Here is a 25170-nt window from a genome sequence, read left to right on the forward strand (position 1 = left end):
ACTCCGCCCGGACGGTAGGATTTCCGACAGATCACCCCGCACATCTTTGGAAGGCACAGCCATGAGCAGGTTCGGCACGTCGTGGACGCTTCACGGTGACGGAAAGAACGTCCTTCCCGGGCAGTTTGTTGCCCCCGATGAACGGCTCAGTTGGCCGCGGACGGTGGGAATCGGCGCCCAGCACGTCGTCGCCATGTTCGGTGCCACCTTCCTGGTTCCCCTGATCACCGGGTTCCCGCCCGCCACCACCCTGCTGTTCTCGGGGCTGGGCACCATCTTGTTCCTGATCATCACGGCAGGCAAGGTGCCCAGCTATCTGGGATCGAGCTTCGCGTTCATCGCCCCGATCGCCGCAGCCCAGAGCCAGCACGGACCGGCGGGGGCGCTCGGTGGCATCATCATGGCCGGAGCCGTCCTGGCGATTATCGGCGCTGTCGTCCATCGGGCGGGCTCCCGCTGGATCCAGATCGTGATGCCGCCCATCGTCACCGGGGCCATCGTCGCCCTGATCGGGTTGAACCTTGCCCCCACCGCGAAGGCCAGTTTTGAGCAGGCTCCACTGACCGCGCTCGTCACCGTGGTGGTGATCCTCCTGGTGACCGTGCTCTTCAAGGGCATTCTCGGGCGGCTGTCCATCCTGGTGGGTGTCCTCGCCGGGTATGTGGTCGCGATGCTCCGCGGGGAAGTGGACTTCGCGGCTATTGGTGATGCCGCGTGGATAGGGCTTCCACCGTTCCAGACCCCCGAATTCCATCTGTCAGTCGTCGGGCTGTTCATCCCGGTGGTCCTGGTCCTGGTCGCCGAGAACATTGGTCATGTGAAGTCGGTGGCTGCCATGACCGGGCGTGACCTGGACCCCGTCACCGGGCGTGCCCTGATGGCTGACGGCCTGGCCACCATGCTCGCCGGGTCCGGTGGTGGGTCCGGCACCACCACCTACGCGGAGAACATCGGTGTAATGGCCGCGTCGCGTGTGTACTCGACTGCCGCCTACTGGGTGGCAGGGATCGTCGCGATCCTCCTCAGCCTGTTCCCCAAGTTCGGCGCGCTGATCGCTACTGTCCCAGCGGGCGTCATCGGCGGCGCCGGGGTGGTGCTCTACGGCATGATCGGTATCCTCGGCGTCCGGATCTGGGTGCAGAACCAGGTCAACTTCTCCAACCCCATCAACCTGTCGACGGCGGGGGTGGCGTTGGTGGTGGGTATCGCCAACTTCACCTGGACCATCGGCGAACTCACCTTCGAAGGCATCGCCCTGGGTACCGCGGCAACCCTGGTGATTTACCACGTCATGAACGCACTTGCCCGGTGGCGGGGAAGCGAACATGTCACCGGCCCGACCGACGTCGACGCCTCCGACCAGGGATCCCGCCCCTCCAAACTGGGCTGAGCCCCGGATAGCCGTGCTTCCTGCTGGGGCGTGGAGGTCCTCGGAGCCGTTGACTGACCTGTCAGTCTCACGACGATTAGGCTGAAGCGGTGACCTTCGCTCTGCATTGCGTCTTCCTCAACGGCACCGTCGGCGTGGGAAAAACATCGACCGCGGATGCCCTGGCGCACCTATTGACGGCCAAGGACCTACCGCACGCCGTGATTGACCTTGACTGGCTGAGGTTTGCGTGGCCCGCACCCACCGATGATCCCTTCAACCGGCGGATCGAACTGGCGAACCTGTCGGCTGTCATCCCCAATTTCCGCTCTGCAGGTGCGCGCCTCCTGGTGCTAGCCGGCGTCATTGAAGGGACCATCCAGCGCGCGGAGTATGAGCGGGTGCTTGGTCATCCACTACTGGTCGTGCGGCTGGAGGCTACTTCAGCGACAGTGCAGGACAGGTTGCGGGGCCGCCACGATCCCGGCGATCCTTCGCTGGGTTGGCACCTGGACCGTGCCACCGAGTTACAGGCAATCCTCACCCACGTCGATGTCGATGACGCGGTGATCTCGACCGAGGAGAAAGACCCACATGGTGTTGCCTCAGCGGTTCTTGGGTTGATTGATGAAAAGTGGTGCACGTCACACATCCGCCCGGCTGCTGGCGCCGAAGTGAATCAGGCACTTACTTAAAGGTTCAACGTATTTACTGAGGTCTCGGGACGCACCATGAACAACCACCGCATCAACGACGGCGGACGACACTCCACCGCTGACGAAACCCAGCGCCTCGCGCTCAGGGAAGACGGGATCCTGCATGTCCAGTGGCGGCCTGACACCGTCGTCACGGTGGACCAGGCCCGCGCCACACTGGACGCGTCGGGCCTCAATCAGGGGCCACGCCGAATCCTGATGAGCATGACATCGGTCGCCTTCACGAGCGCAGCCCGGCGTGCCATCTGCGACGATGAAGACATCACCGCCATCGCTCTTGTGGGCGACGGGCCCGTGGACCGGGTCGTCGCTGCATTTGCCGACAGCCAAGCGCATCCCGGGCAGTTCTTCACCTCCGAGGACGACGCAATCAACTGGCTCGGAACCTTCGCCTGACCACTCCCCATCAGGACTGCCACTGCTTGTGCGACCATGGTGCCTAAACTGGTGGGATGGTGTGGAACGGGTTGCGAGGTGGGAAGCACTGATGGACCCGCAGCAGGTCTGGGCATCCCCGGCGTGGCACCAGGAGATCCAACTGTGGATTACGCAGGTTCTGCAGAACTGCGACCTGGCACAGACCGGCCCGCTGGAGCAGGTGCGGATCCGGTTCTGGTCCACCCAGGTCACCGTGCCGACCGACCACGGACAGCTGTGGTTCAAGGAAAACAACCCGGGCCAATTCGCTGAGGCGGCCATTGTGGCACGCCTGGCGGAACTGGCGCCCGACCATGTGGCTGCCCCCCTCGCCATCGAGCCCGCCAAGGGCTGGATGCTGACGCCCGACCATGGGAAGACGCTCGCCTCCCTCAAATCGGCTGACTACCGGTTGTGGATCCTGGTGGTCACCGGCTTTGCCGACTTCCAGCTACAACTCGTCCCCCATGGATTGCCGCTGGCTGCGGCCGGCCTGGTCAGCATGGATCCTGCGATCGCAGGGAACTTCGCGAGCAACCAGCTCCTCCTTCACACCGGCTTACCGCCCGACCACCCCCTGCATCTGTCCGCCCAGGCCACCGACGGCATCTACGCCAGCATTCCCGCCCTTGAGGAAGCGGCCAGAAGCGTTGCGGCCCTGGGCGTCCCCCTGAGCCTCCAACACAATGACCTGCACGCCGACAACGCCTTCATACCGGGCGCGACGACGGCCCCGCTGCGATTCTTCGACTTCGGTGACTCCTACTGGGCACACCCCTTCAGTTCGCTGTACGTGCCACTGACCGTCATGCAGGAACAGTGGCAGACCACCTCTGACGACCCGCGTATCCAGGCGGTGATCACCGCCTACCTCGAACGCTGGACCGACTACGCGCCCCTCGCCGAACTCCGACTGGCGGTCGAACCTGCGCTCAAGCTGGCGCGGCTTCACCGGTACGGTTCCTGGCTGCGACTGCTAATCCACGCGGACGACGCATCGATGAGCCAGTACGGTCCGCACGCACTGAAGTACCTGAGAACACTGACCGATCCGGTGCTGGGGTGACTGCACACCTTTTCCTGGCGGCCAATGGGTTGATCGAGGCGGGGCCCATGGTGTCCCTGCTCGCAAACCACTTCATTCCAGGCTGTGAAATCCCCGGCCGCCAGGGGATGTCACACACGCGGTTGCTTCGTTCCTCGAGCGGCCACCACGCCGCCAGGCTGACCATCGGTTCACGCGGTGTCGACGTCCATACCTCCGCGCCCGAGGAAGACCATCCCGGCCTGACAGCGACGATCCGCCGTTGGCTGGATCTGGACGCTGACCTTGAGGCGGTCGCGCGGGCGTTCGAGCCGGATCCCCTGCTGGGGCCCCTGTCCAGCCGACGCCCCTGGCTGCGCGCAGTAGGTTATCCCGAGCCCTTCGAAGCTGCAATCATGACTGTCCTCGGCCAGCAGGTCTCCGTCAGCGCTGCGGGTACGTTTGCCGGGCGTCTCGCCGCTGCCTACGGCACCCCCGGTCCGTCCGGACTAACGATCTTCCCCACGCCTGACGTGCTCGCCGCTGCTCCGGCCGAGGAGCTACGCAGCGCCGTCGGCGTTACCCGCACCCGCGGAGCAACGGTGCAGCACGTAGCCCGGGCCTTCCGCGACGGACTCACCCTTGCTGGCGACCACACGGACGTCCGCGCGGCACTCCTGGCCATCCCCGGAATCGGCCAGTGGTCCGCCGACTATCTGGCGGTGCGGGTGCTTGGAGATCGGGACGCGTTCACGGCGGGTGACCTGGTGCTGCGCCGGGCGATGGGCAATCCAAGCATCCGCGAGGCCGAGGCAATTGCCGAGCGGTGGCGCCCGTACCGCGCGTACGCGTTGTTCCACTTGTGGACCGAAGCGACCTATCCACCGCGAACCCCTGCGATCAGACCCGGCCAGAAACGGGCCGCTCCCGCACGGTAGCGGTGCCCCAACAGCGTCGGTACGGTTACAGCACTTTCCTGCCGGCCCGTGAGGTCAGGCGGTCTGCGGCCAGTGTCCCCGGCGTTGCATCGTTTCGGCCAGGTGATCCGCACGATCGGAGACCAGGCCGTCCACGCCGCCGCCCAGTGTCAGAAGCCGCTCCATCGCGTCGGTGTCATTGACCGTCCAGACGTGGACCGGTAGCCCGGCGGCGCGACACCGCCGGATAAAGCGGCCGGTCAGCACCGTCACGCCTGCGTGCTGCACCGGCAGCTGAAGACAATCCACCCGGGCGAGCCGGGCGAGGCGTTTGGTCAGGCCCAGCGGACTCGACAACCAGATCAGTGCCGAGCTCACCTGTCCGGCGGAGGAAGCCACCCGGCGGGACAGCAGGTTCAGCGTCCGCCGCCGCCTCCGGTCGGAGAATGAAGCCACCAGTACCCGGTCATGGGCTCCCAGCCGCTCCACGAGCTGGACAAACGGCTCCACCGAGGCATCATCCTTGAGGTCAATGTTCAGTTTCAGGTCGGGCCATCGGGTCAGGACGGCCTCCAGGGTGGGGATGGGTTCGACGCCGTTGATCCGGATCTTGTTCAGCTCGTCCAGGGTGCGCTCCGACAGCGGGCCCACCGTATCGCACACCCGGTCCAGCAGTTCATCGTGGAACACCATCACGGCGCCGTCCCTCGTGGTCCGGACGTCGATTTCCAGGTATCCGAATCCGAGATCCACGGCAGCCTCAAAGGCCGTCATCGAGTTTTCCAGCCCGTCGACCGAGAACCCGCGGTGCGACAGGGCAAGCGGCCGCTGCATCCCATCCGGTCCGGTGTTGAGCAGGTACGGCAGCATGGGCTTAGCGGGTCGCCCCGAGCTTGGCGAGGCGTTCCTCAAGAATCTGGGCGACGCCGTCGTCCTCGAATGCCGGAGCCTGCAGGTCCGCCGCAGCAATCGCCTCCGCGTGCCCGGACGCCATCGCGTAGCCGGTGCCCGCCCAGTTCAGCATCTGCACATCGTTGGGCATGTCGCCGAAGGCGACGACGTCGGCCTGGCTGATGCCACGGCTCGCCGCGAATTCAGCGAGGGTGACCGACTTGTTGATGCCGGGCGTGGACATTTCCAGCAGCGCAATGCTCGGGGCGGAATGGGTGGCGGTTACCAGGTGGGCGACCGCGGGCCGCACGGTATCGAGGAACCTGTCCGGCAACACCTCGCGTTCCCGCGCCAGGAACTTGATGACTCCCGCGCCGACGAGGGATTCCGCCAGGGGCCGCGCCACTGCGCCGGCGAGCAACTCCACCGAGCCTTCCTCGGCAAACCCGTGCTCGATGTGGAATCCGTCGACCGTCTCGGCAGCGAAGGACGCCGCAGGATAGAGGTCCAGAATGATCTCGCGGGCGGCCAGAATGTTGCTGTGTTCCAACAAGTGGGCGCTCAGTACCAGCTCGTCTTCCAGGCTGTACGTAACAGCACCGTTGGAGCAGATGACCGTTCCGCGGTGACCCAACTGTTCGCGCAGCGGATCAAGCCAGCGCGGTGGGCGGCCGGTGACGAATACCACTTCAACGCCCGCGTCCAGGCACGCCTGAAATGCTTCGACTGTCCTGGGGCTGATCCTGCCGTCGTGGCCGACGATCGTTCCATCCATATCGCTGGCGACCAGACGCATGGGGTACTCCTTCACTTAAACGGTGACTTTAAGCCTACCCGCCCGTGAAGGGCGCTGAGCCCGGGAATCCAGTGGATCCCCGGGCTCAGCGGAACCGGAGGAAGCTGTCTACTGCTCGAAGGTGGGGATCAGGCGGGCCCGCCCGAGGGTGTGGGAAAACAGGTTGAACCCGAGGTAGGCGTTACTGCCGTCAGCGGGCACCTCAAGGCGTTCCACATCCACTGCGTGCACCACCACGTGATAGTGGTGTGGGCCGTGTCCCGCCGGGGGCGCAGCACCGATAAAACCGGTAAAGCCGCCGTCGTTCTTCAGCTGGGTGGCACTGTCTGGCAGGTCGGGACTGCCATCCACTCCGGCACCCGCCGGCAGCGACGTGGTGGACACGGGGAGGTTGAAGACCGCCCAGTGCCAGAAGCCGCTGGCGGTGGGGGCATCCGGGTCGTAGACAGTCACCGCAAAGCTTTTGGTCCCTTCCGGGAACCCGCTCCAGGACAGCTGCGGCGACACATCCTTCCCACCGTCGATACCCATCGCCCCGGAGGCATGCTTCGCATCCAACGGCTGGTTGTTCTCAATGTCCGTGCTGGTCAGAGTGAACTCGGGGACTGGGGGGAGGTCTGCGTACGGGTCACGGGTCATAACTACTCCTGGTCAGTTGGGGTCTGTCATTAGCTCGTTGCGGTTCGGCGGGTTGGCGCCGGCACGGGACACGGTAACTGCCGCCGCTTTTGCTGCATACACGAGGACTGCTTCCACCTGTTCAACGGAGATGTGGCGCAGGTCATTCCGCTGCTGCGCTCCCGCGAAGCCCCGGTCCACGAGGGAACCCAGCAGCGCCGACATGAAGGAGTCTCCAGCACCCACCGTATCCACCACCTGAGCAGCCGGCGCGGGGACCGAGGCTTCGCCGCGTGCGACGACGGCCCACGGACCGAGGGAACCCCGCGTGACCACCACCATGGCCGGGCCCTTGGCCAACCAGAACCGCGCTGTCTCCAGGACGTCCTGACCGGGGTAGAGCCACTCAAGGTCCTCATCCGAGGCTTTGACGACGTCGGCGAGAGCAACGAACTTCTCCGCCTGGGCCCGGGCATAGACCACATCGGTGACGATGCTGGGCCGACAGTTGGGGTCATAGGAGATGGTGGCCAGCGGGTGCGCCTGCCGGACGACGGCCAGCACATCAGACGCTCCGGGCTCCAGCATGGTGGCGATCGATCCGGTGTGCAACCACGTGGTGCCCTCAAGGATCCGGTCCGTCTCTTCACGGATGGCCGGCAGCTCCCACACCAGCTTGAATTTGTAGGAGGCACCACCTGCGGGATCCAGCCGCGCGGTGGCAGTGCTGGTGGGGTGCTTGTCGGGTCCCATCGGAGTCAACACAGAGTTGCTGTGGAGGTGTTCCTGGATCATCCGCCCATACTCATCATCGCCCCACCGCCCAACAAAACGGCAGGGATGCCCCAGCCTGGCCAGACCGACCGCCACGTTCATCGGGCTGCCGCCCACATGGGCGCGGGGCGACGCGACATCGCTGATTACTTCGTCTATAAGGGTTTCCCCGATCACGGTGAGCACGCTAACAAGTTAGCACCCCGTCCACCGGCGAACCTGTGAATGGTTGGGGAACGGCCGGGTGCGATGACCCAATCAGTTGCGGAAGATTGGTGTGATCTCCCGCACAGTACCCCCGATCCGACCGCTAGTTGCCTAAGGCTACGGCTAGGATGGGGCTGATACCGCGCGATGAACCGCGCCTGAGACACACTAATTTTTGGGGACACCATGAAGATCAGAAATGCTGCGGCGATCGCCGTCATCGCTCTCGCCACGCTGACCGCCTGCGGCGAGTCGACTGAGCCCGCCGCCCCTTCCGAGGCTGCCGCTCCCACCCCTGCGAGCTCCACTGCACCTGCGCAGAATGTTCAGGAGCCGGAGACCAACGAGCTGATGAGCGAAGCAAGCCCAGAGGGCGCGCAGGCCTTCCTGCACCACGTCTTCGCGTTGAAGTCCTACAACCAGCGGACCGGGGAAACCGAGCAGCTGCTCGCCACCCTTGACGGCGCCGAAGCAGCGACCGCAGAGGCTGACGAATTTGCGGCACTGTACGCGGACGGCGGCTGGGTCCTGGGTGGACAGCCGAAGGTCAAGCAGATCATCGTCACCACCCCGGCAGAAGAAGTGGCCGAGGACGTTGAGGTTGACGCACTGATCACCGTCAACCCTGATGCCTACACGTCATTCGACGAGGCTGGAGAGGTACAGGAGACCCGCCCGTTCGACCCGGCGGGCACCATCTATTCAGCAACAGTGGTCTACACCGACGGCGCATGGAAGGCCACCTACCTGGAGGAAACCCCTGACGCCGAACTCCCCTCGGAGTAATCCAGCGGCGGCCGTCAGCTCACAAGGCTGACGGCCGGGCGCGGGAAGTATCCGCCACTCAGTGACTGTGAGCGGCTTGGCGCGACGCCCAGTACGCAGCACCTACCAGCGCGGCGTCGTCGGGCAGGATGGCCTGCTCGATCCTGAAGTCCGCGAGACGCTGGTCTTCGAGAGTCATGCCCGCGCGGATCGCCGGTTCCACCAGATCCCAGGATCCGGCCATGGAGCCGCCGATCACCAGGATGCTGGCATCGAATCGCTTCAGCACCACCGCGAGGGTTTCCCCCAATGCACCGAACGCGGTGTCCAGGACCTGCCGGGCGGCGTCATCGCCGGCGCGGCTCTGGGCGGCGATGGTGTGGACGTCGGGGCCCGTTGCCGGGTCCACTCCCGCTGCTGCCGCATAGGCTGCCCGGATGGCCCGACGGGACACGGTGCGCTCCAGTGGGCTACCCCGGTACGTCTCGTGATGGATGCTTCCATCGGGTGAAACCGCCGGACCGGTGCTGACCGGTTCCCCGTGGTTCAAGAATGTCGACCCCACGCCGGTGCCCAGGGTGATGCAGAGCGCACGCTCATGGCCCCGCGCGGCTCCGAGGGCATATTCCCCCACCCCGAAAGCGTCAGCGTCGTTGAGGAAGTGGATCATCCCGGGTGTGGGACTGATGCGGTCCATCAGGGCATCCCGAACGTCGACGCCGTTGAGGCTGTCGAACTTTCCCACGTGCTCAAACCGGCCAATTCCCGTTGCGTAGTCGAAGGGGCCGGGAATCGCCACGGACCAGACGGCGCCCGGGGCAGCGGTGAGAGCATCGGCGGCACGCCCGATTGCTTCAATCAGGCTCTCGGCGGTCCCCTGGGCCTGCAGGCCGACCCGGGCCAGCGACTGTCGATCGATCGCCCACGTCCCGGATTCGACCAGGGCTGCGGTGAGGTGGGTGCCTCCCACTTCGAGCACGGGGACGATGGTGTTGCCGCTCATCTGTTGTAACCCTTTCAGCTGGTCTGAACACCGTATCGCCGAACCTTGCAGCTGCAGTAACCATGACGCTGGTCGGGTCAGGCAGCCATCAGGCGGTCCACCGCTGCGACCACCTGCACCCAGGCGTCGGTTCCCGGCGTGATCATCGCGAAGTGGTCCCCGGGGATCAGCGTCAACTCGGCGTCCGCCCCCGCAGCCAGCGCGGCCGCCACGTAGCTTTCGGACTGGCTAGCCGGAACCGTCGAGTCCTCCTCACCGTGCAGTGCCAGCACCGGCACGGCCAACGGAATGGCGGTCATTGGATCGGCCGCACGGTAGCGTTCCGGATCCCCAACCTGATCCACGCCCATGAGGTTCAGCACCGCGCCGTCGCTCAAACCCAGTTCGTGTGCCTCCACAAGGTTGAGCACCCCGGATTGGCTGACGACCCCGGTCAGCGGAACCACTGGTGTTCCGGCGCCCGGAGCGCCGTCGGGCAGTGTTGACCGTCCCGCAGCCCATACCGCGAGGTGGCCGCCAGCGGAATGTCCAAGGGCCGTCGTCACCGTCAGGTCCAGGCCGTGGTCACCGGCCGCCGTGGCCAGGAGGTCTATTCCGGCGCCCACGTCGGCGAAGGTCTCCGGCCAGCCGCCACCATCACCTACCCTGCGGTACTCAAGGTTCCAGCAGACGTAGCCCCGGGATACGAGGTCCTCGGCCAGCGGCTGCCCCAGATCCAGGCCATACCCGGACCGCCAGTATCCGCCGTGGATGATCACGACGACGCCCGGGAGCCGCTCGCCCGCCGGCAGGTACAGCTCGGCGAACTGGCTGGGATCATCGCCGTAGGTGTAGCGCTGGGGTGTCACTGGTTCCTCCGGTTGCTTCTGTGGCGTGCCGGGTTGCGCCGCCGCGCAACCCGCGAGCGCAGCCGCGGCAGCGAGACCAGCGGCTCCCAGGATGGTGCGTCGGCGTAGGTTGTCCACACCGCACAGCGTAACCGGCGGCTCCTAGCCCGACTCCGGCGCCACCCTTCCGCTCAGGACTCGTTGTTAGCGGCGTGTTCGCGCTGATAGCGACAATCTTCGTTTTGCCAGCCGCGCTGTTTGAGGTCGCGACCAGGACGGCCGACGGCGCCGTGTTGACGGCATTCGGGTCGGGAATGGTCCTGCTGGTGAGTGGCATAAGCCTGGTAATTGCTGGCCTACTGCGGCGATCCCACGATCTGCGCCGCCCCCGTGATTACGCATCCATCACCTACGACACCCCCGCCCATTCAACGCGAAGGGCCAATGCACAACCAGGTGACACTGCGCGGTCCGGAGCCGGAGCTTTCAATGCACCTCTGTTGTCCGGGGGCCACTGCGCCGGAGACGGCGGCTCCTAGCCCGGCTCCGGCCCCACCCTTCCCCTGTCAGGGGCAGGGTGTTTGAATGGAGTGACCAATCGAGGGGGAACTATGCTCACCACAGGAACGCGGCGGCTCATCACGGGCGGCGTGGCGCTGGTAGCCACACTATTCATCCTGCCGACACCACTGTTCGAAGTTTTCAGCGGAACCGCTGAAGGGCTGTCGCTGGCGCTCTTCGTCCTGGGACTCGTCCTGCTGGTTGGCGGACTCTTTCTGGTGATCACCGGCCTGGTGAAGCGGTCACGTGATCTCCGCACCCCGCGAAGCTATGACACCCGGCAGGGCACCACCAGCGATGATGACCGGCCAGTGGACGGCTACTCCATGCCCACCGCCGGGCGCCAGGGGCAGATTGGCGGCCCCCTCTAACCACCGCTCCACCGGAACTGTCAGAGCCGGCCGATAGGATGACTGGAAGCCATCGTCGGAGGAGTCTTAATGAGCGCCTGGGATCAGTTGGATGACCGTCTCCGCCCCGCGGTGGAAGCGAGCACCCGCGAGTTTGAGCGGGTCCGGCCGCGCCTCGAAGAGGTAACCCGTCAAATGCAGGCCGGTATCCAGGACATCTTTGTCGGCACCGAACTCAACCCGCTGTTCGTCACGGCCCGCACCAAGACCGTCGAGTCGTTCCGCGACAAGGCCTCCCGCATGCTCGCCGCGACGGTGCCCGGGGACCTGCCGACCCTGGTGTTTCCCGACCCGCTGCGCAACCTTACCGACGTCGTCGGCGTCCGGGTGATCACCACCCTGCCGCACGAGGTGGATGTCGCAGCCAACCTGATCAAGCGCCAACGTCAGGACTTCGATTGTCGGGGGGATCGGGAGAAAGACATCGGCACCATCGAATCGGGCACCTACGGCTACTCCAGCCGTCACCTGATTCTTCGGACCATCCAGAACGAGGCTGTCAAGGAGTACCAGAAGGCACTGGACCCGGCGGCCAAAGCCGGCGGCAGTTACATGCTTGAGGTCCAGATCCGCACCGTCCTTGCACACGCATGGTCCGAGATTGAACACGACATCCGATTCAAGGCCTCCAATCCGCGTGCCTGGAGCCCCTACTTCGACCGGCAGTTCACGGGTACCGCAGCGATGCTCGAGTCCGTTGAGTCGGCGTTCGCTGAACTGCACGAACGGTATGAAACCGTCACCGGTTTCTGGGACGAGGAGGGTGAGGGCAGCGTCACACTCACCCCGAACCGGGTCCGGGACGTGTGGCAGACGCTTCTCCCGCACGTCGACCGGAAGACCGATGACAACTGGGGCTGGGCGGCCGAACTCCTCGCTGCGCACGGGCTGACGACGACGACGGCGCTTGCGTCGCTGCTGCAGGCGGACACCATCACCTCGGTGCGCCGCGCGCTGGATCACCGATACTCGCCGGGACCCGACCGGCTCCTCGACGACGTGCTGCTGTGGCACTACGGAGAACGCCACATCGACCTGACGGCTGAGCCCGCCGAGGCGAACCCCACCCCACGCCGGGACAGCCTGCAACGCCGGCACCGGCAGATGGCCACCTTCAGGGCCCTGGAGTCCAGCCGCTAACCCCTCACCGGTCTGCTCGGTGAAGTTCACACCGGTAACAGCCCAGTAACACCCCCTCCGCTAGGTTGCCGCGTACCTGCGACGGGGCAGGACCCGAGGGAGGAACGGCGCCATGTCCAAGTACGCACTCTGTGTCGGCATCAACAAGTTTGAGAACCTGCCGACCAACGGCTGGCTGAACGGGTGCGTCAATGACGCCAAGGACTTCGCTGCGTTACTCACCGAGCAGTATGGGTTCGCCAAACGGAACGTGACGGTGCTCCTGGACTCGAAGGCCACCAGGGCTGCGGTCATCGGCAAGCTGCAGGCGATGGTGAAGCGGGCCAAACCGGATGATCATCTGGTGTTCACGTTTTCCAGCCACGGCACGCAGGTACTCGACGCGTCGGGGGACGAACCGGACGGAGCCGACGAGGCGTTCGTTACGTTCGACATGAGGCAGAAGGGCGACCAGTGGGATGCTTCCACCCTGATCCTTGACGACGAGTTGCATGACCTGCTGGCCACCCTGCCTGACGGTGTCCTGCTCGATGTCGTCCTGGACACCTGTCACAGCGGGTCCGGGCTGCGCGCGCTGGATCTGCTTCCGACCAGGCGGCCCCGATTCGTCCCGCCGCCCACACCTCTTGGCCTGGAACAGACTGAATCGGCCGATCCGCGCGCGTTCCGCGATCTGGTCCGGTCCGACGCGGCGGCAAAGCCAGTCCTGTTCGCCGCTTGTCGCTCGGACCAGACAGCCGCCGATGCTGACTTCTCGGGGCGTTACAGTGGCGCTTTCAGCTACTTTCTCCTCAAAGCTCTCAGAGATGACCCCGCGAAAAGCCGACGCGACGTGTTGAAGCAGGTCAGCGCCGACCTGCGCGGCGGGAAATTCACGCAGCGCGCGCAACTCGAAGCCCCGGCGGCGGCCAAGGGCTCAGCCTGGGGCGCCGCGTTTTAGGGGTACCCGTAAGGGTTCGGGCGCTACCTTCCCCTACCCCCGCCGTGGAACGTGAGCCTCGCCGGCTCGGTGCCCGCTCCGGCTTCTGGGGTGGTGATCTGTCTAAGCATTGCAGCGTCACGGGCTTTAGCCTGCTGATACTCCTGCTGCCGCGCCGGGTCGTAGACCGGTTTCAGCGCGGCGTAACAGAGGTGACCCCCTTCATCGAAGCGAAGCAGCCCACCTCCCCGCAGGGTCACCGGGCCCGGTCCGGAAAGGCCCATCCTGCGCATCTCCGGGCGCCCCACCGTGAACTCCTGGACAAAGGAGGCGCCTATCTCCGAGACAACAAAACCATCCGGACTGACCCTGATGCTGGGGCGTACCCGGTCCACGGTGATGGAGTACCTCTCATCCATTGCGGTTTCCCGCAGCAGGTCCCCGTTCTCCCAAATGAACCTGACAATCTCCTCCGGATCGGTGCCGAGAGCTGACAGCCGGACCGGGTACCGGAGGCTGCGCATCCCGCCTGTCCCGGCCAGCAGCTCATCGGTGGGCACGGTTACTCCCACCTCAGCGAAAGCATCCCGAACCACCTGCCGATAGTGATACCTGTCCTGCGGGACAAGCACCAGATCGGCTGAAAGGATCCCGCGCAGGAGGTCGGTCCACGTCACGTCGACGGGTGCCATGTAGCCCAGCCCGCGGATCAGCATCGCCAGCACCTGCTCGCCAACCTTCGCCCCTGACCTCGCCACCTGATACAGGCTGGACCGTCCCCCCGGTTGGTCCAGCCGGGCCTTCCACAGCCGGGCCACCACGTTCAGTACCGCCTGCACCACCGGCTCCGCCCGACGATGCGGGTCCGGCAGCGTACGCCAGTCGGCTGGCACCGCAATCCGCATGGATTGCCTCGCCGGTCCATGCGAGAACAGTCCATCGCCGAAGCTGAACAAGCCACTCAGGAGGATCTGCTCATCAAGACCCTCCAGGTCCGGCGCCCCCACTCCGAGGGGGTCAAGGAGCTGCTCCACCCGCTCGGCTGAGGAAAACACCGACAGCATGGCCACCAGGTCGGAGATGGCCTCATGGAGGGCAAACTGGTCCAGGGAGGCGACCTGGTCCGACCAGCGCGGTCGGTAGCCGGCAAGGATCGCATGGGTCACCTCGTGCGCCACGAGATCCCGGTACAACGCCAGCGGGACCGCCAGCTGCTCACGACGATCCCTCCGGTGCCCGAAGCGGATTACCCCTTCCTCCCGGTCGTAGCCGGAGTCGGCATAGGGAACCGTATCGTAAGCGTGAATCCGGAGCCTCCTGCCGCGGGCCCAGCCCATCCGGCGGCCCAGCGTCGATTCAAACGCAGCCAGGGTTGACGCCGCGACCGCGTAGGTGTGCTGGGCGAGGAACCGGCGATCAGCCAACAGTTCGGACAGGTTCGGGGGCGGGCACTCGTCCATCAGCATCCACGGGTCGGTGTCATCGCCGAGCAACAGGTCAAGAGGCTTGCCCCGCCGACCGCGGACGACGACGTCGAACCGCGCACTCCGCGGTCCGCCACCGATGCGCTCCACTGGCACCCTGAGCGTCGTCGTCATCGGGCCGTCGGGGCCCATCGTAAACGGACCCTCGGCGAGGATCGTGAGGGGACGCAGCTCTCCAGTGTGGCTGCCGGGACCGAGCATCACGCCTGCCATGTGGATCCCTCCCTACCGCCCGTCCTTCGCCCGCCGGAGTCCCCGCGGTCCCCGCGGTCCCCGGCGATCCATCGAATAGGTAGAAAGAAATATCCTCCGCGGCAAACACAGCGTCAAGGAGGTCCGGCAGTAACGCCCCAGTAACAGGTGCGGACTGATACTGGCAGCCACCGCGCGGGTCGTAGTGGCAGTACCAACTGACCGTTCTCACCGAGGAGTAGCCATGGAGCCCACGACACTGGGGCCCACAACATTGGAGCCCGCCACTGCGGAATCCCCCGCCGCTGCGTCTGACGCCGCCGCGCGCGGGTCTGGGCTGAGCGCGGAGCAGCTAGCCCTGCTGAAGCCGCACGTCGTGAACCTGAGCCGTGGAAAGTTCTCCTCCGGTGGCGAGATCAGCTCCACTGCCGCGGATGTCGATGCCATCTTCGAGGAGCATCTCCCGGCGTTCGCCGCAGCTCGGACCGGGGTGCCGATCATGATCTACGCCCACGGCGGGTTGGTCAGCGAGTCTTCGGGGCTGCGGTCCGCACACCGGCAACGCGAGTGGTGGACCTCGAACGGTGTGTACCCCATTTTCTTCATCTGGGAGACCGGGTTCCTCGACGCACTCTTCGGATCCCTGCCCGGTGGCCGCGGTGTGGTGGGGGACCTGAAGGACCGGGCTGTTGAGCTGACTGCACGAGCTGCCGGAGGCGAACGAATCTGGGGTGAAATGAAGCGCTTCGCCGAGGTAGCCTCGGCGTCAGGTGGCGGGGCACTGTACGTAGCGCAGGCGCTCGGGAAGTACGTGGCCGCGAATCCCAAAACCACCGTGCACGCCGTAGGACACAGCGCCGGATCAATCTTCCACTCCTCTTTCGTGCCGGCCGCGTTGAAGGCTGGCCTGCCGGAATTCGCGTCACTGAATCTGTTGGCTCCGGCGGTTCGGACGGACACCTTCAAGACGCAGCTGGCACCCGAGGCGGGCAAAGGCATCAAATCCCTGGCCATGTTCACCATGAAGCAGCAGGCGGAACGTGACGATAGCGTCGCAAGGCCCTTTTACGGCAAGTCGCTGCTGTATCTGGTGCGCGCGTCCTTCGAGAAAGAGGAATTTACTCCCCTCCTCGGTCTTCAGGAGTGCGTCAGCACCGACCCGGAGCTGCGGAAATTCTTCGGCGTCGATGGGGGCAAGGGCAAGGCGGAGGTGATCTGGTCGGTCACTGACAGCGGTCCGGAAACGCATCGCAGCACCGCCACGTCGCACGGAGGGTTCGACGATGATGCCGCCACCATGGAGAGCGTCGCCCGCCGGGTGACCGGCAAGAAACCGAAACCGTTTGGCGCCGCCAGGACCCTTGAAGAACCATTGGCCAGTGCTGCCCCCGCCAGCGGATCGACCCGAAGAAGTGCCCGCCGGGCGCTGTGTATCGGGATCAACGCCTACCCGCCGGGAAGCGAACTCTACGGCTGCGTGGCCGACGCGCAGGCCTGGGGTAGCCAGCTGGAATCGGTTGGGTTTGAGGTGACCACCCTCCTCGACGCGCAGGCAACCCGGGTCAACATTATTCAGGGGATTTTCGACCTGGTCAGTCACAGCACCGCAGGGGACGTCCTGGTGGTGCAGTATGCCGGTCATGGAACGTATGTCGACGATCTGGACGGCGACGAAAAGGAGGAGGGAAACGCCGAGAAGCTCCACGACGAGGCCCTGTGTCCAGTCGACTTCCAGGCCGGGAACCTGGTCATCGACGATGACCTCGGGGAAATTTTCGACCTGCTCCCCGAGGAGGTGAACCTGACCGCCTTCTTCGACTCCTGTCACTCCGGCGACGGCACCCGGCTGCTGCCTTCCTTCGGTGCCACCGTTGTCGACGGCGCACAGCGAGCCGCCGACCATGGTCGGCGTGCCCGGTTCCTGGTACCCGATGAGGCAACCACGGCGAACTTCAGGTTACGGCGCGGCACCCCCGTCAACGATGGTCCCCGCGCCAATGCGCGCGAGCTCCTCTTCAGCGCATGTCAGCCCGATGAGGTGGCGTATGAGACCGGCGGGCACGGGGACTTCACCGTTGCGGCAAGCCTGCTGGTGGCTACCAGCGCCCTGAAGGCCACCAACGGGGATTTCCTGTCGAAGGTGCTGGAGTCGTTCTCGCACCAGCCACGGCAGAACCCTTACTCCTACGGTCCAGCGGCGGCCTCAGCCAGGATGTTCCTAGCACCCTTGACCACGCCGGCCCCCACCCCGGGCAGCCAGCGCCCGGTGGAGGGCACTGCCGTCGGTACGGTGGCTGCCACCACCGACGACGCCGCTGCACGGGCCCGTGCAGCGGCGTCGTTCCTCCGGGCGACGGCCGACTTCATCGATCGGTGATCCTACCTACCCGACAGTGGGGTGGGTATTCTCGGATGGCGTGGCCGTGGGTGTGGTCCCATCGTCCTTGGCTCCCCAGTTCTTGAGCATTTCGACGGCATCCAGTCCGGTGGTGTCCTTGAGCACCTGGAAGGTCTGCTGCAACCCGCCAGTGACGTTCTTGCTCAGCTGGGTGGCGCCGTCGTTGGAGATGACCGTCATGTTGTCGATCCCGGCCATCGGCGCGGCGATTTCCCGGGCGATCTCCGGCAGGATCTCCATCACCTTGTTGAGGATGGCCGCCTCGTTGAACTGCTCGTAAGCCTTGGCCTGGGCTTCGATTCCCTCGGCCTCGGCAATGCCCTTCTGCCGGACGACGTCGGCTTCCGCCTGGCCGCGGAGCGCAATGATCTCAGCCTCTGCCGCACCGTTGGCGCGGGTCACTGAGGCTGACGCGTTACCGCGGGCCGTGTTGGCTGCAGCCTCCGCCTCAGCGGTGACCTTGTCGCCTTCCGCACTCAGACGCCGCTTGGTCAGTGCCACTTCGGCCTCCACCTGGTCGGCTTCCGACTGCCGCTTGCGCTGCTCGAGCTTACCCGCGGCTTCCTGCTCCACGCGGTACTTCTCAGCGTCGGCGGGCTTGCGGATTTCGATGTCCAGTTCGCGTTCGCGCAGTTCGGACTGCCGGGAGGCAACCTGCTGCTCCTTGAGCAGGATGGACTGGCGCTGCTCTGCGGCTGCCAGTGGGCCGGCGGCGTCGGCCTGGGCCTGGCGTGCGTCGGCGGCCTCCTTGAGCTCGGCTCGGCGGAGGGCGAGGCGCTGTTCGGCGAGGGCCACCTGCTCGTCGGCGATCGCTGCGGCCTCGGCGGCTTCCTGCGCAGCGTTGGCTTCGGCGATCTTCGCCTGCTTCTCGGCGAGCGCGGCCTCCGGACGGCCAAGGTTCTTCAGGTAGCTGGAATCGTCGTCAACCGACTGGATCTGGAAAGTGTCGATCTCCAGACCCTGGTTGTGCATCGAATGCTCGGCTTCTTCCTTCACACTCTTAGCGAAGGACGCGCGGTCCTTGATGATGGAATCCACCGACAGCGTGCCCACGATGGAGCGCAGCGAACCGGAGAGGGTTTCCTGGGTGTAGTGGTCGATCTGTTCCTGCTGGTTCAGGAACCGCTGGGCAGCCCGGCGGACCGCTTCTTCGTCGCCGCCAACCTTGATCTGGGCGACGCCGGTCAACCGCAGCTTGATGCCGTTCTTGGAGATGCCCTCAATCTGGAGGGTCACCTGCCGGGAGGCCAGGGAGATCGAGAACGCCCTCTGGCTGAAAGGGTTGATGAAGGTGCGGCCGAAGACCACGCGCTGGCTTTCCTGGCTGCCTTTACCGGTGATGATCAGAGCTTCGGACGGGCTGGCGATTCTTAGGGCGAGACGAGCGATGACGGCGGCGATGACCGCCACCACCACCAGGACGGCAAGTACGATGCCGATACCGATAAATTGACTGAGGTCCACTACAGCCCCTTCTGTGGGATTCGATAAGGATGAGTGGCCGGTATCCTCCAGGAAAACGAACCCCTCCCGCCGAAGCAGAACTGGTTGGTCACTGAAATGCCCGTGCGGTCCCCCACCGCCCGCGATGTGTCGGGCGCCACCCTATGGACGGTACACGACCCACTCACCGTCAGGAGCGCGTTGCGCTCCTGACGACAACGCCGGACGGCCCCCAGAGCTGGGCTGGCGGCCGTCCGGCGTTGTCATCAACCGAAGAGTGGTAGGGACGTTACGCCTCCGACACTGCGGCGGCCAGGTTGTTCAGCGAGGACTCCAGATCGTGGGCGGAGACCGCCGGGAAGGACACCATCTTGAGCACCTTCGTATCGGTGACGGCCGCCCAGTCGTAGGTCAATGCCACCTCGGTGGAGTCCGGACCCTGTGGGGTCAGCTCCCACACCCACTGCCATCCCGCAGGCTCGGTGCCGGCCTCGGCCGTCTTCCAGGCGAGTAACTTGTTGTGGCCATAGCCCACCACATGGTTGTCGGTTTTGTAGTCGCCGCCCATCTTTTCCCAGTGCTGGTTCATGGTGAACACCTGCCCGACAGCGGTGATCCGATCCGACTTGTCGTCGGACTGCACCATGCCCGAGCCGTCAATCTGCGCATGCCGCTCAGGGTTGGACAGGACGTTGAAGATCGCGGCCGCTGACGCGTCGATAACTCGGGTTGCGGCGATGGATTTCTCACTCATTGTGGTTCTCCTTTGATGTTGTCGGTCTTGAGCACCCTCTATTGCAGTCTATGAGGTTCTGTCCGGCTACAGTTCGACGACGACGTCGGACGGCCGTTTATCGGGTCGCCAGCCACGCCACACGGGGTGGCGGAGTTTCCCGCCGTCGGTGCGCTCACTGAACTGGACCTCCCCCACCAGCGCGGGGCGCACCCAGTGCGCGTCCGAGGCGTCGGCGGCCGGCACATCGGCGAGCGGCGCGGTTTTCCGGGACATCTTCCGGAGGCGGGAACCGAGTTCGGCGAGATCCCGTTCAGTCAGGCCGGACCCGACCCGCCCCACATACTTCAGGTCGACGCCGTCGGGCACGGCCACCAGCAGGGAACCCACCTTGTGCGCCCGGCTGCCCTTGCCCGGGCGCCAGCCGACCACCACCACCTCCTGGGTGAGCTGCTGCTTGATCTTGATCCACCCCCGCGAGCGTCGTCCCGCGGCGTAGCTGCCGTGCGTGAGTTTCGCCATCACTCCCTCGAGGCCGAGATCCCTGCTCGCTGCGACAGCTTCCTCAAGAGTGGCATCGAGGGCTGGTGGCACCTGGATGTGGCCATCCGCGGGACTATCCACGGCCTGTTCGAGAATCTCGCGTCTCTGGTCGTACCGGAGCTGCAGCAGGGAATTGCCGTCAAGGTGGAGCAGGTCGAACAGCATGAAGTGCACCGGGGCTTTCCGGCGGGCAGCTTCAATTTCGGAGGCCTTGGTGAGGTTGAACCGGTTCTGCAGGAACCCGAAATCGGGGCGGCCGGACCGGTTCAGAGCGACGATTTCACCGTCCAGCACCGCGTTCTCGGCATTGACGTAGTCACCCAGGTCCGCGAGCTCGGGATACAGGGCTGTCATGTCATTGCCGTTCCGGCTGGTCAGCTGCACCCCGTCCGGTGTTACGGTGGCGATCGCCCGCACGCCGTCCCACTTCATTTCGAAAGCCCACTCCTGGTCGGAGGTGACATCCGCCGCGGACCCGGGGGTGGCCAGCATCGGCGCCAGGTCGGGCGGGGTCGCCATGGGGTCAACCGGGTGGGTTTCGGCCGCACCGCCTCCAGCGCCCTGGTCCTTCATCAGGTGCATCAGCCAGTTCCTTTCTCCCGATCCGTCCCCTCCTCCGGTGTGGATCAGCGCGTACCGCCTGACTGGGCTGCCGCTCCGGGCCAGTCCGCCGTCGTCGCGCCCGTGAATGGTGCAGATGACTTCCTTGCCCTCACGCCACTTTTCGGCTTCGTACGTGCCGGAGTCCCAGATGTACATCTCCCCAGCGCCGTACTCCCCCTTGGGGATGGTGCCCTCGAAAGAGCCGTATTCCAGCGGGTGATCTTCGGTCTGAACGGCGAGGTGATTCCTGTTCGGGGTGTCCGGCGGCCCCTTGGGCACCGCCCAGGAGACGAGGACGCCGTCGCGCTCCAGCCGGAAATCGTAGTGCAGCCGGCGGGCGTGGTGTTCCTGGATGACGAACCGGTTGCCCCCCGATTCACCGACCGCGGCGGGGATCGGTTCCGGGGTCTTCGCGCCGTCGCGCATGGAGCGGTAGGCGCTCAGCCTGTCGGTCGGATTGGTAGGGGCCGCTCCCGGAGCGGTGCGATCCTCAGCTACCGCCGGGCCACCGCCAGCACCGGACAGGGTTCCATCCAGTCCAGCCAGCAGGTCACCGCGTTCCTGCACCCGGACCATCATCTGGTGGTAGTCGATCTGCGCAAGCCCGGGATCCGCCATCTCGGCCCAGGTGCGGGGTGCGGCGACGGCCGGCAGAAGCTTGCCGCGGAGGGAATACGGCGCCACGGTGGTCTTGTTCCTGTTGTTCTGGCTCCAGTCGACCAGCACCTTGCCGCCGCGGAGTGACTTTTTCATGTCGCTGACCACGCTGTCTGGATGGTCTGCCTCAAGCGCCCGGGCCAGTTCGTGGGCGACGGTCGACACCTCGTCGGAGGTCTGCGACCCATCCAGCGCCGCGTACAGGTGAATACCCTTTGACCCGCTGGTGACGGGGTAAGGGTTCAGGCCCATGTCCTGCAGGATTGAGCGGGCATGGCGGGCAACTTCCGCGCACTCGGCAAGGCTGACCCCCTCGCCCGGATCGAGGTCGAGCACCAGGCGGTCGGGGTTGCTGATTTCGCCGTCTGGGCCGAACCTCCACTGCGGCACATGGATCTCCAGGGCAGAAATCTGACCCAACCAGGTCAGAGTGGCCAGATCGTTGACCAGTGGATACACGTTGACATGGTCGGAGTGGGCGATTCGGTGGCGCTGCACCCACTCGGGGGCGGACTGGTCAAGGTTCTTCTGGAAAAACACCTGACCTGGACTCTCCCGTGTGCCCACACCGTTCACCCAGCGCTTGCGGGTGACGGCCCGGTCCCGGGCATGCGGCACCAGGTAGTCGGCGATGGCAGCGTAATAGGCCAGCACATCTGCCTTGGTAGTACCGGTGCCGGGGTAGATGACACGGTCCAGGCTGGTCAGCCGGAGGCGCCGACCGTCCACGGTGACGCTCTGTTGCTGCTGGCCTTTGCTGGAACCCATGGGACCAGTCTTGTCCGGAAGCGCCGCAAACTCCACAACCGTTCGTTCAGAGCCTGGGCGTCCAGCCGTCTCACCGCCCCGCGGCGGGCAGCTAGTCGGTGAACTGCTCGCGGTAGAGCCCCACGTACCGTTCCCACTCCGCCGGGTTCTGCCCCAGGGCACGCTCGTTCAACAGGTCGTCGAGGCCGATCAGCGTGAACCGCCAGCCCGCCGCAACGTTTGCCGCAGTGTCCGGGTCCTGGAGAGTGTTGGTGAGGGTCAGCCGGCTGCCATTGTCGCCGTCCTCCTCAAGCGTCCAGGTCAACACCTCGCGGTCCCAGGTGAAGGTGAGGAGCCGCGGCTTTTCCGCCTCCAGGACCTTGCCCTGGGTGGGCCGCTCCCCGGGGAAGGTGAACGTCACCTCGGCACCCTTCCGCGGCAGCAGGTCCATTTCGCAGGGGAACCAGTACTTCAGCTTCCGCGGGTCGGTCAGGTGCTTCCAGAGCACCGACGCGGGGAACCCGTACCGCATCTCAAACCAGAGGGCAGGCTTCCCGTCCACTGTCGTCTTGGCAACCAGGGGCTCAGCTTTTTCAGGATTCACCAATTCATCGTATCCGCGGAACCCAAACACTGGTTCACTGGTTACATGAGAGCCATTTGGAAGGGCGCAGTTGCGTTTGGGCTGGTCAACGTGCCGGTCAAGGTCTACAGCGCCACCGAGGACCATGACATCAGCCTCCATCAGGTCCACGACAAGGACGGCGGCCGGATCCGCTACCAGCGCCGCTGCGAGATCTGCGGCGAGGTGGTCGAGTACAAGAACATCGACAAGGCGTACGACGACGGCGAGCGCACCGTGGTGCTCACTGAGGAGGACTTCGCAACGCTCCCCGTCGAGAAGAGCCGGGAAATCGGCGTCGTCGAGTTTGTGCCGAGCGACCAGATCGACCCGATCATGCTGGACCGCTCCTACTTCCTGGAACCGGATTCGACGTCGACCAAGGCGTACGTCCTGCTCCGGAGGACCCTGGAGGAAACGGACCGGACAGCGATCGTGCAGTTCACGCTGCGGCAGAAGAGCCGGCTCGGCGCGCTGCGGGTCCGCGGCGATGTGCTGATGCTGCAGTCGCTGCTGTGGGACGACGAGGTGCGGGATGCCAAGTTCCCCTCCCTCGACGAGCGGGTCCGGATTTCGGCCAAGGAAAGGGAAATGTCGGCAGCGCTGGTGGAGTCCTTCTCGACCGACTTCGATCCCGAGAACTTCACTGATGAGTATCAGGTTCAGCTCCGCACCCTGATCGATGCGAAGCTGGAGAAGGGTGAGGCCCTCGATACTGGGGAAACCTTCGGAGAGTCCGGTGACGACGACGGCGGCGGGAAGGTCCTTGACCTGATGGAGGCGCTGCGGCGAAGCGTGGAGAAGAACCGCGAGAAAAAGGGCACGTCGGGCTCGAAGACGGCCCCGGAGCCGAAAAAGGCACCATCCACATCCAAGGCAAAGGGCGCCTAATGGCACACACCGGATCATTCCTCCCCAGCTTCTTCACGAATGCGCGCGGCGAACAGACCATCGCGCAGGCCCCCAACACTCCTGTACTGGGCTGGACACTTTTCGGGATCGCTTCCCTGCTGGCCCTGCAGGAAGAAAACCGGGTGCTGCTGCGAACCCTAAGCCGGGTATGCCTCGGACTGTGGGCGGTACTTGAGCTGACCCGGGGTGAGAGCGGATTCCGCCGGACGATGGGCGGATTGACCCTTGGCTGGCTAGCCACGCGCTAGCGGCCCCGACCAACCCCACCTCCGGGAGACCGCCTCCCCCTCCTTAGTCACGCCCGGGCGACGAGGTTCTGCATCACTTGTCACGGGTTTCGGCGCCACTGCACGGCCCGGTCATTCACTGCCAGGACCTACGAATTTTGTGTGGCCCGAGTATGGCCTAAACTAACAACTGTCTCCTGCGTCCGCAGGGCATGACACCTGCCTGTGTAGCTCAGTCTGGTAGAGCATCCGCTTCACACGCGGAAGGCCCGGGGATCAAGGCCCCGCGCAGGCACCACCACCGGCTCAACGCCTCAGCGTTGGGCCGGTTTTGTGTCCCCGGGAAGCCAGCACGCTTGCTTTCGCTGCTGACTCCTCGGAAGGATAGGACTATGGCATACACACCCAGCACAGCAATAGTTACCGGCTCCGATTCCGGAATTGGCCGGGCAACCGCCCTCGCCCTCGCCGAGGCGGGGTGCGACGTCGGGATTACCTGGCATTCCGATGAAGATGGCGCCAACGAAACCGCTCGTCTGGTCCGCGAGCTTGGACGTAGTGCAGTGGTCTCCCAACTGGACACCACTGACGCTCCCGCCTGTGGAGATGTGGTCGACCAGATGATCAGCGAACTTGGCGGACTCGACGTGTTCGTCAACAACGCGGGCGTCAACGGCGGCACCCCCTTCATGGAGACCAGCTACGACGAATGGCGTGGCACCGTGGCAGCGAACCTGGACGGCGCATTTGTCTGCATCCAGCGCGCGGCGGCCCAGATGATTTCGGCGGGGAACGGCGGCCGGATCATCGCTGTCACCAGCGTGCACCAGGAGCAGCCCCGCGTCGGCTCCGCGGCTTATGACGCGTCGAAGCACGGCCTCGGTGGGCTGATCAAGACGATCGCCCTGGAACTGGGCGAGCATTCGATCACCGCCAATGCCGTACTTCCCGGTGAGATTGCGACGGCGATGAACGATGCCGAGGACGATGACCCTCAGGAGATCGACCGCCCGGGCATTCCGCTGGGCCGTCCCGGCGCTTCCGAGGAAGTCGCGGCAGTGATTGCCTTCCTCGCATCCCCGGCGTCCAGTTACGTCAATGGTGCTTCATGGGTTGTCGACGGGGGCATGCTGCAGATGGGTCCGCAGGCCGGTTCGCACCTCACCAGTGGAAAGTGGCGCACGGTCTAGCTCTCGCAAGCGGTCTATCCGGGCGAGTCCGGGGTCCAACCCCGGGCTCTCAGGAAGAATTCACG

25 protein-coding genes and 1 tRNA gene are annotated in these 25170 nt (G+C 65.2%); 15 read left to right on the forward strand and 11 right to left on the reverse strand.

Annotated features, from left to right (window positions below; all coding sequences use genetic code 11):
- Positions 1-61 precede the first annotated feature (61 nt).
- The 5 genes from IWX64_RS08860 to IWX64_RS08880 all read left to right on the forward strand — a co-directional run bounded on the left by IWX64_RS08860 (position 62) and on the right by IWX64_RS08880 (position 4464).
- Positions 62-1390: a uracil-xanthine permease family protein gene (locus tag IWX64_RS08860; protein ID WP_196866768.1), complete on the forward strand. Its 1329-nt coding sequence runs from the start codon at positions 62-64 to the stop codon at positions 1388-1390.
- Between the two features lie 89 nt (positions 1391-1479).
- Positions 1480-2064, forward strand: coding sequence for an AAA family ATPase (locus IWX64_RS08865; RefSeq protein ID WP_196866769.1), 585 nt, complete (start codon positions 1480-1482; stop codon positions 2062-2064).
- Between the two features lie 36 nt (positions 2065-2100).
- Positions 2101-2481, forward strand: coding sequence for a DUF7793 family protein (locus IWX64_RS08870; RefSeq protein ID WP_196866770.1), 381 nt, complete (start codon positions 2101-2103; stop codon positions 2479-2481).
- A 91-nt stretch (positions 2482-2572) separates the two neighbouring features.
- On the forward strand, positions 2573-3568 hold the full coding sequence (locus IWX64_RS08875) for a phosphotransferase (RefSeq protein WP_196866771.1): 996 nt from the start codon (positions 2573-2575) through the stop codon (positions 3566-3568).
- Positions 3565-4464, forward strand: a complete 900-nt coding sequence (locus IWX64_RS08880; protein WP_196866772.1) for a DNA-3-methyladenine glycosylase family protein — start codon at positions 3565-3567, stop codon at positions 4462-4464. Before IWX64_RS08875 ends, IWX64_RS08880 begins: the two co-directional genes overlap by 4 nt.
- 54 nt (positions 4465-4518) lie before the next feature.
- Here the strand turns inward: IWX64_RS08880 and IWX64_RS08885 are convergent, their stop codons facing one another.
- The 4 genes from IWX64_RS08885 to IWX64_RS08900 form a co-directional block, all read right to left on the reverse strand.
- The gene (locus IWX64_RS08885; RefSeq protein ID WP_196866773.1) at positions 4519-5313 is read right to left on the reverse strand and encodes a glycerophosphodiester phosphodiesterase family protein; all 795 of its coding nucleotides are present in this window, start codon (positions 5311-5313) and stop codon (positions 4519-4521) included.
- Between the two features lie 4 nt (positions 5314-5317).
- Positions 5318-6130, reverse strand: coding sequence for an HAD family hydrolase (locus tag IWX64_RS08890; RefSeq protein ID WP_196866774.1), 813 nt, complete (start codon positions 6128-6130; stop codon positions 5318-5320).
- 108 nt (positions 6131-6238) lie between these two features.
- On the reverse strand, positions 6239-6769 hold the full coding sequence (locus tag IWX64_RS08895) for a YbhB/YbcL family Raf kinase inhibitor-like protein (RefSeq protein ID WP_196866775.1): 531 nt from the start codon (positions 6767-6769) through the stop codon (positions 6239-6241).
- Between the two features lie 12 nt (positions 6770-6781).
- On the reverse strand, positions 6782-7708 hold the full coding sequence (locus IWX64_RS08900) for a carbohydrate kinase family protein (protein WP_196866776.1): 927 nt from the start codon (positions 7706-7708) through the stop codon (positions 6782-6784).
- A gap of 207 nt (positions 7709-7915) precedes the next feature.
- Between IWX64_RS08900 and IWX64_RS08905 the strand changes: the two genes are divergently transcribed.
- Entirely contained in the window at positions 7916-8515 is a 600-nt protein-coding gene (locus IWX64_RS08905) for a DUF6318 family protein (protein WP_196866777.1), read from the forward strand.
- Positions 8516-8573: 58 nt separating this feature from the next.
- On the opposite strand, the gene IWX64_RS08910 is transcribed toward IWX64_RS08905, so the two are convergent.
- Both IWX64_RS08910 and IWX64_RS08915 read right to left on the reverse strand, forming a co-directional pair.
- Positions 8574-9497 carry an ROK family protein gene (locus tag IWX64_RS08910; RefSeq protein ID WP_196866778.1) on the reverse strand — a complete coding sequence of 308 codons (924 nt, stop codon included), beginning with the start codon at positions 9495-9497 and terminating at the stop codon, positions 8574-8576.
- 77 nt (positions 9498-9574) lie between these two features.
- On the reverse strand, positions 9575-10462 hold the full coding sequence (locus IWX64_RS08915) for an alpha/beta hydrolase family protein (RefSeq protein ID WP_395939856.1): 888 nt from the start codon (positions 10460-10462) through the stop codon (positions 9575-9577).
- 74 nt (positions 10463-10536) lie between these two features.
- On the opposite strand from IWX64_RS08915, the gene IWX64_RS08920 reads away from it, so the two are divergent.
- From IWX64_RS08920 to IWX64_RS08935, 4 genes are all read left to right on the forward strand, one after another.
- Positions 10537-10863, forward strand: coding sequence for a hypothetical protein (locus IWX64_RS08920; RefSeq protein WP_196866779.1), 327 nt, complete (start codon positions 10537-10539; stop codon positions 10861-10863).
- 72 nt (positions 10864-10935) lie between these two features.
- The gene (locus tag IWX64_RS08925; protein ID WP_196866780.1) at positions 10936-11256 is read left to right on the forward strand and encodes a hypothetical protein; all 321 of its coding nucleotides are present in this window, start codon (positions 10936-10938) and stop codon (positions 11254-11256) included.
- A gap of 69 nt (positions 11257-11325) precedes the next feature.
- Positions 11326-12435: a GTP pyrophosphokinase gene (locus IWX64_RS08930; RefSeq protein WP_196866781.1), complete on the forward strand. Its 1110-nt coding sequence runs from the start codon at positions 11326-11328 to the stop codon at positions 12433-12435.
- 112 nt (positions 12436-12547) lie between these two features.
- The gene (locus tag IWX64_RS08935) at positions 12548-13375 is read left to right on the forward strand and encodes a caspase family protein (protein WP_196866782.1); all 828 of its coding nucleotides are present in this window, start codon (positions 12548-12550) and stop codon (positions 13373-13375) included.
- Between the two features lie 23 nt (positions 13376-13398).
- Here IWX64_RS08935 and IWX64_RS08940 read toward each other — a convergent pair whose 3' ends face one another.
- Positions 13399-15051, reverse strand: a complete 1653-nt coding sequence (locus IWX64_RS08940; protein WP_196866783.1) for a hypothetical protein — start codon at positions 15049-15051, stop codon at positions 13399-13401.
- Positions 15052-15274: 223 nt separating this feature from the next.
- Here IWX64_RS08940 and IWX64_RS08945 point away from each other — a divergent pair, with 223 nt between their 5' ends.
- Positions 15275-17407 carry a caspase family protein gene (locus tag IWX64_RS08945; RefSeq protein WP_196866784.1) on the forward strand — a complete coding sequence of 711 codons (2133 nt, stop codon included), beginning with the start codon at positions 15275-15277 and terminating at the stop codon, positions 17405-17407.
- A 6-nt stretch (positions 17408-17413) separates the two neighbouring features.
- On the opposite strand, the gene IWX64_RS08950 is transcribed toward IWX64_RS08945, so the two are convergent.
- The 4 genes from IWX64_RS08950 to IWX64_RS08965 all read right to left on the reverse strand — a co-directional run bounded on the left by IWX64_RS08950 (position 17414) and on the right by IWX64_RS08965 (position 22758).
- Positions 17414-18892 carry a flotillin family protein gene (locus IWX64_RS08950; protein WP_196866785.1) on the reverse strand — a complete coding sequence of 493 codons (1479 nt, stop codon included), beginning with the start codon at positions 18890-18892 and terminating at the stop codon, positions 17414-17416.
- A gap of 268 nt (positions 18893-19160) precedes the next feature.
- Positions 19161-19625, reverse strand: coding sequence for an SRPBCC family protein (locus IWX64_RS08955; protein WP_196866786.1), 465 nt, complete (start codon positions 19623-19625; stop codon positions 19161-19163).
- A gap of 66 nt (positions 19626-19691) precedes the next feature.
- A complete protein-coding gene (locus IWX64_RS08960; protein ID WP_196866787.1) occupies positions 19692-22175 on the reverse strand; it encodes an ATP-dependent DNA ligase in 2484 nt (827 codons plus the stop codon).
- A gap of 91 nt (positions 22176-22266) precedes the next feature.
- Positions 22267-22758 (reverse strand): SRPBCC domain-containing protein, encoded by a 492-nt coding sequence (locus IWX64_RS08965; protein ID WP_196866788.1) that lies wholly within the window; start codon positions 22756-22758, stop codon positions 22267-22269.
- A 45-nt stretch (positions 22759-22803) separates the two neighbouring features.
- Between IWX64_RS08965 and ku the strand changes: the two genes are divergently transcribed.
- The 4 genes from ku to IWX64_RS08985 all read left to right on the forward strand — a co-directional run bounded on the left by ku (position 22804) and on the right by IWX64_RS08985 (position 25105).
- Positions 22804-23667 carry a non-homologous end joining protein Ku gene (ku, locus tag IWX64_RS08970; RefSeq protein WP_196866789.1) on the forward strand — a complete coding sequence of 288 codons (864 nt, stop codon included), beginning with the start codon at positions 22804-22806 and terminating at the stop codon, positions 23665-23667.
- On the forward strand, positions 23667-23936 hold the full coding sequence (locus tag IWX64_RS08975; protein ID WP_196866790.1) for a hypothetical protein: 270 nt from the start codon (positions 23667-23669) through the stop codon (positions 23934-23936). The genes ku and IWX64_RS08975 overlap by 1 nt, the downstream gene beginning before the upstream one ends.
- Before the next feature lie 200 nt (positions 23937-24136).
- Positions 24137-24213, forward strand: a tRNA-Val gene (locus tag IWX64_RS08980).
- 94 nt (positions 24214-24307) lie between these two features.
- Positions 24308-25105: an SDR family oxidoreductase gene (locus IWX64_RS08985; protein WP_196866791.1), complete on the forward strand. Its 798-nt coding sequence runs from the start codon at positions 24308-24310 to the stop codon at positions 25103-25105.
- Positions 25106-25170 lie beyond the last annotated feature (65 nt).

The sequence above is a fragment of the Arthrobacter sp. CAN_A212 genome, assembly GCF_015752345.1.
In the GTDB taxonomy this organism is placed as follows: domain Bacteria; phylum Actinomycetota; class Actinomycetes; order Actinomycetales; family Micrococcaceae; genus Arthrobacter_D.

Coding starts and splice junctions, on each gene's coding strand:
- IWX64_RS08975 (WP_196866790.1), top strand. CDS start 23,667: ATGGCACACACCGGATCATTCCTCCCCAGCTTCTTCACGAATGCGCGC.
- IWX64_RS08885 (WP_196866773.1), bottom strand. CDS start 5,313: ATGCTGCCGTACCTGCTCAACACCGGACCGGATGGGATGCAGCGGCCG.
- IWX64_RS08930 (WP_196866781.1), top strand. CDS start 11,326: ATGAGCGCCTGGGATCAGTTGGATGACCGTCTCCGCCCCGCGGTGGAA.
- IWX64_RS08905 (WP_196866777.1), top strand. CDS start 7,916: ATGAAGATCAGAAATGCTGCGGCGATCGCCGTCATCGCTCTCGCCACG.
- IWX64_RS08985 (WP_196866791.1), top strand. CDS start 24,308: ATGGCATACACACCCAGCACAGCAATAGTTACCGGCTCCGATTCCGGA.
- IWX64_RS08955 (WP_196866786.1), bottom strand. CDS start 19,625: ATGAGTGAGAAATCCATCGCCGCAACCCGAGTTATCGACGCGTCAGCG.
- IWX64_RS08895 (WP_196866775.1), bottom strand. CDS start 6,769: ATGACCCGTGACCCGTACGCAGACCTCCCCCCAGTCCCCGAGTTCACT.
- IWX64_RS08960 (WP_196866787.1), bottom strand. CDS start 22,175: ATGGGTTCCAGCAAAGGCCAGCAGCAACAGAGCGTCACCGTGGACGGT.
- IWX64_RS08875 (WP_196866771.1), top strand. CDS start 2,573: ATGGACCCGCAGCAGGTCTGGGCATCCCCGGCGTGGCACCAGGAGATC.
- IWX64_RS08870 (WP_196866770.1), top strand. CDS start 2,101: ATGAACAACCACCGCATCAACGACGGCGGACGACACTCCACCGCTGAC.
- IWX64_RS08940 (WP_196866783.1), bottom strand. CDS start 15,051: ATGGCAGGCGTGATGCTCGGTCCCGGCAGCCACACTGGAGAGCTGCGT.
- ku (WP_196866789.1), top strand. CDS start 22,804: ATGAGAGCCATTTGGAAGGGCGCAGTTGCGTTTGGGCTGGTCAACGTG.
- IWX64_RS08945 (WP_196866784.1), top strand. CDS start 15,275: ATGGAGCCCACGACACTGGGGCCCACAACATTGGAGCCCGCCACTGCG.
- IWX64_RS08890 (WP_196866774.1), bottom strand. CDS start 6,130: ATGCGTCTGGTCGCCAGCGATATGGATGGAACGATCGTCGGCCACGAC.
- IWX64_RS08935 (WP_196866782.1), top strand. CDS start 12,548: ATGTCCAAGTACGCACTCTGTGTCGGCATCAACAAGTTTGAGAACCTG.
- IWX64_RS08910 (WP_196866778.1), bottom strand. CDS start 9,497: ATGAGCGGCAACACCATCGTCCCCGTGCTCGAAGTGGGAGGCACCCAC.
- IWX64_RS08925 (WP_196866780.1), top strand. CDS start 10,936: ATGCTCACCACAGGAACGCGGCGGCTCATCACGGGCGGCGTGGCGCTG.
- IWX64_RS08860 (WP_196866768.1), top strand. CDS start 62: ATGAGCAGGTTCGGCACGTCGTGGACGCTTCACGGTGACGGAAAGAAC.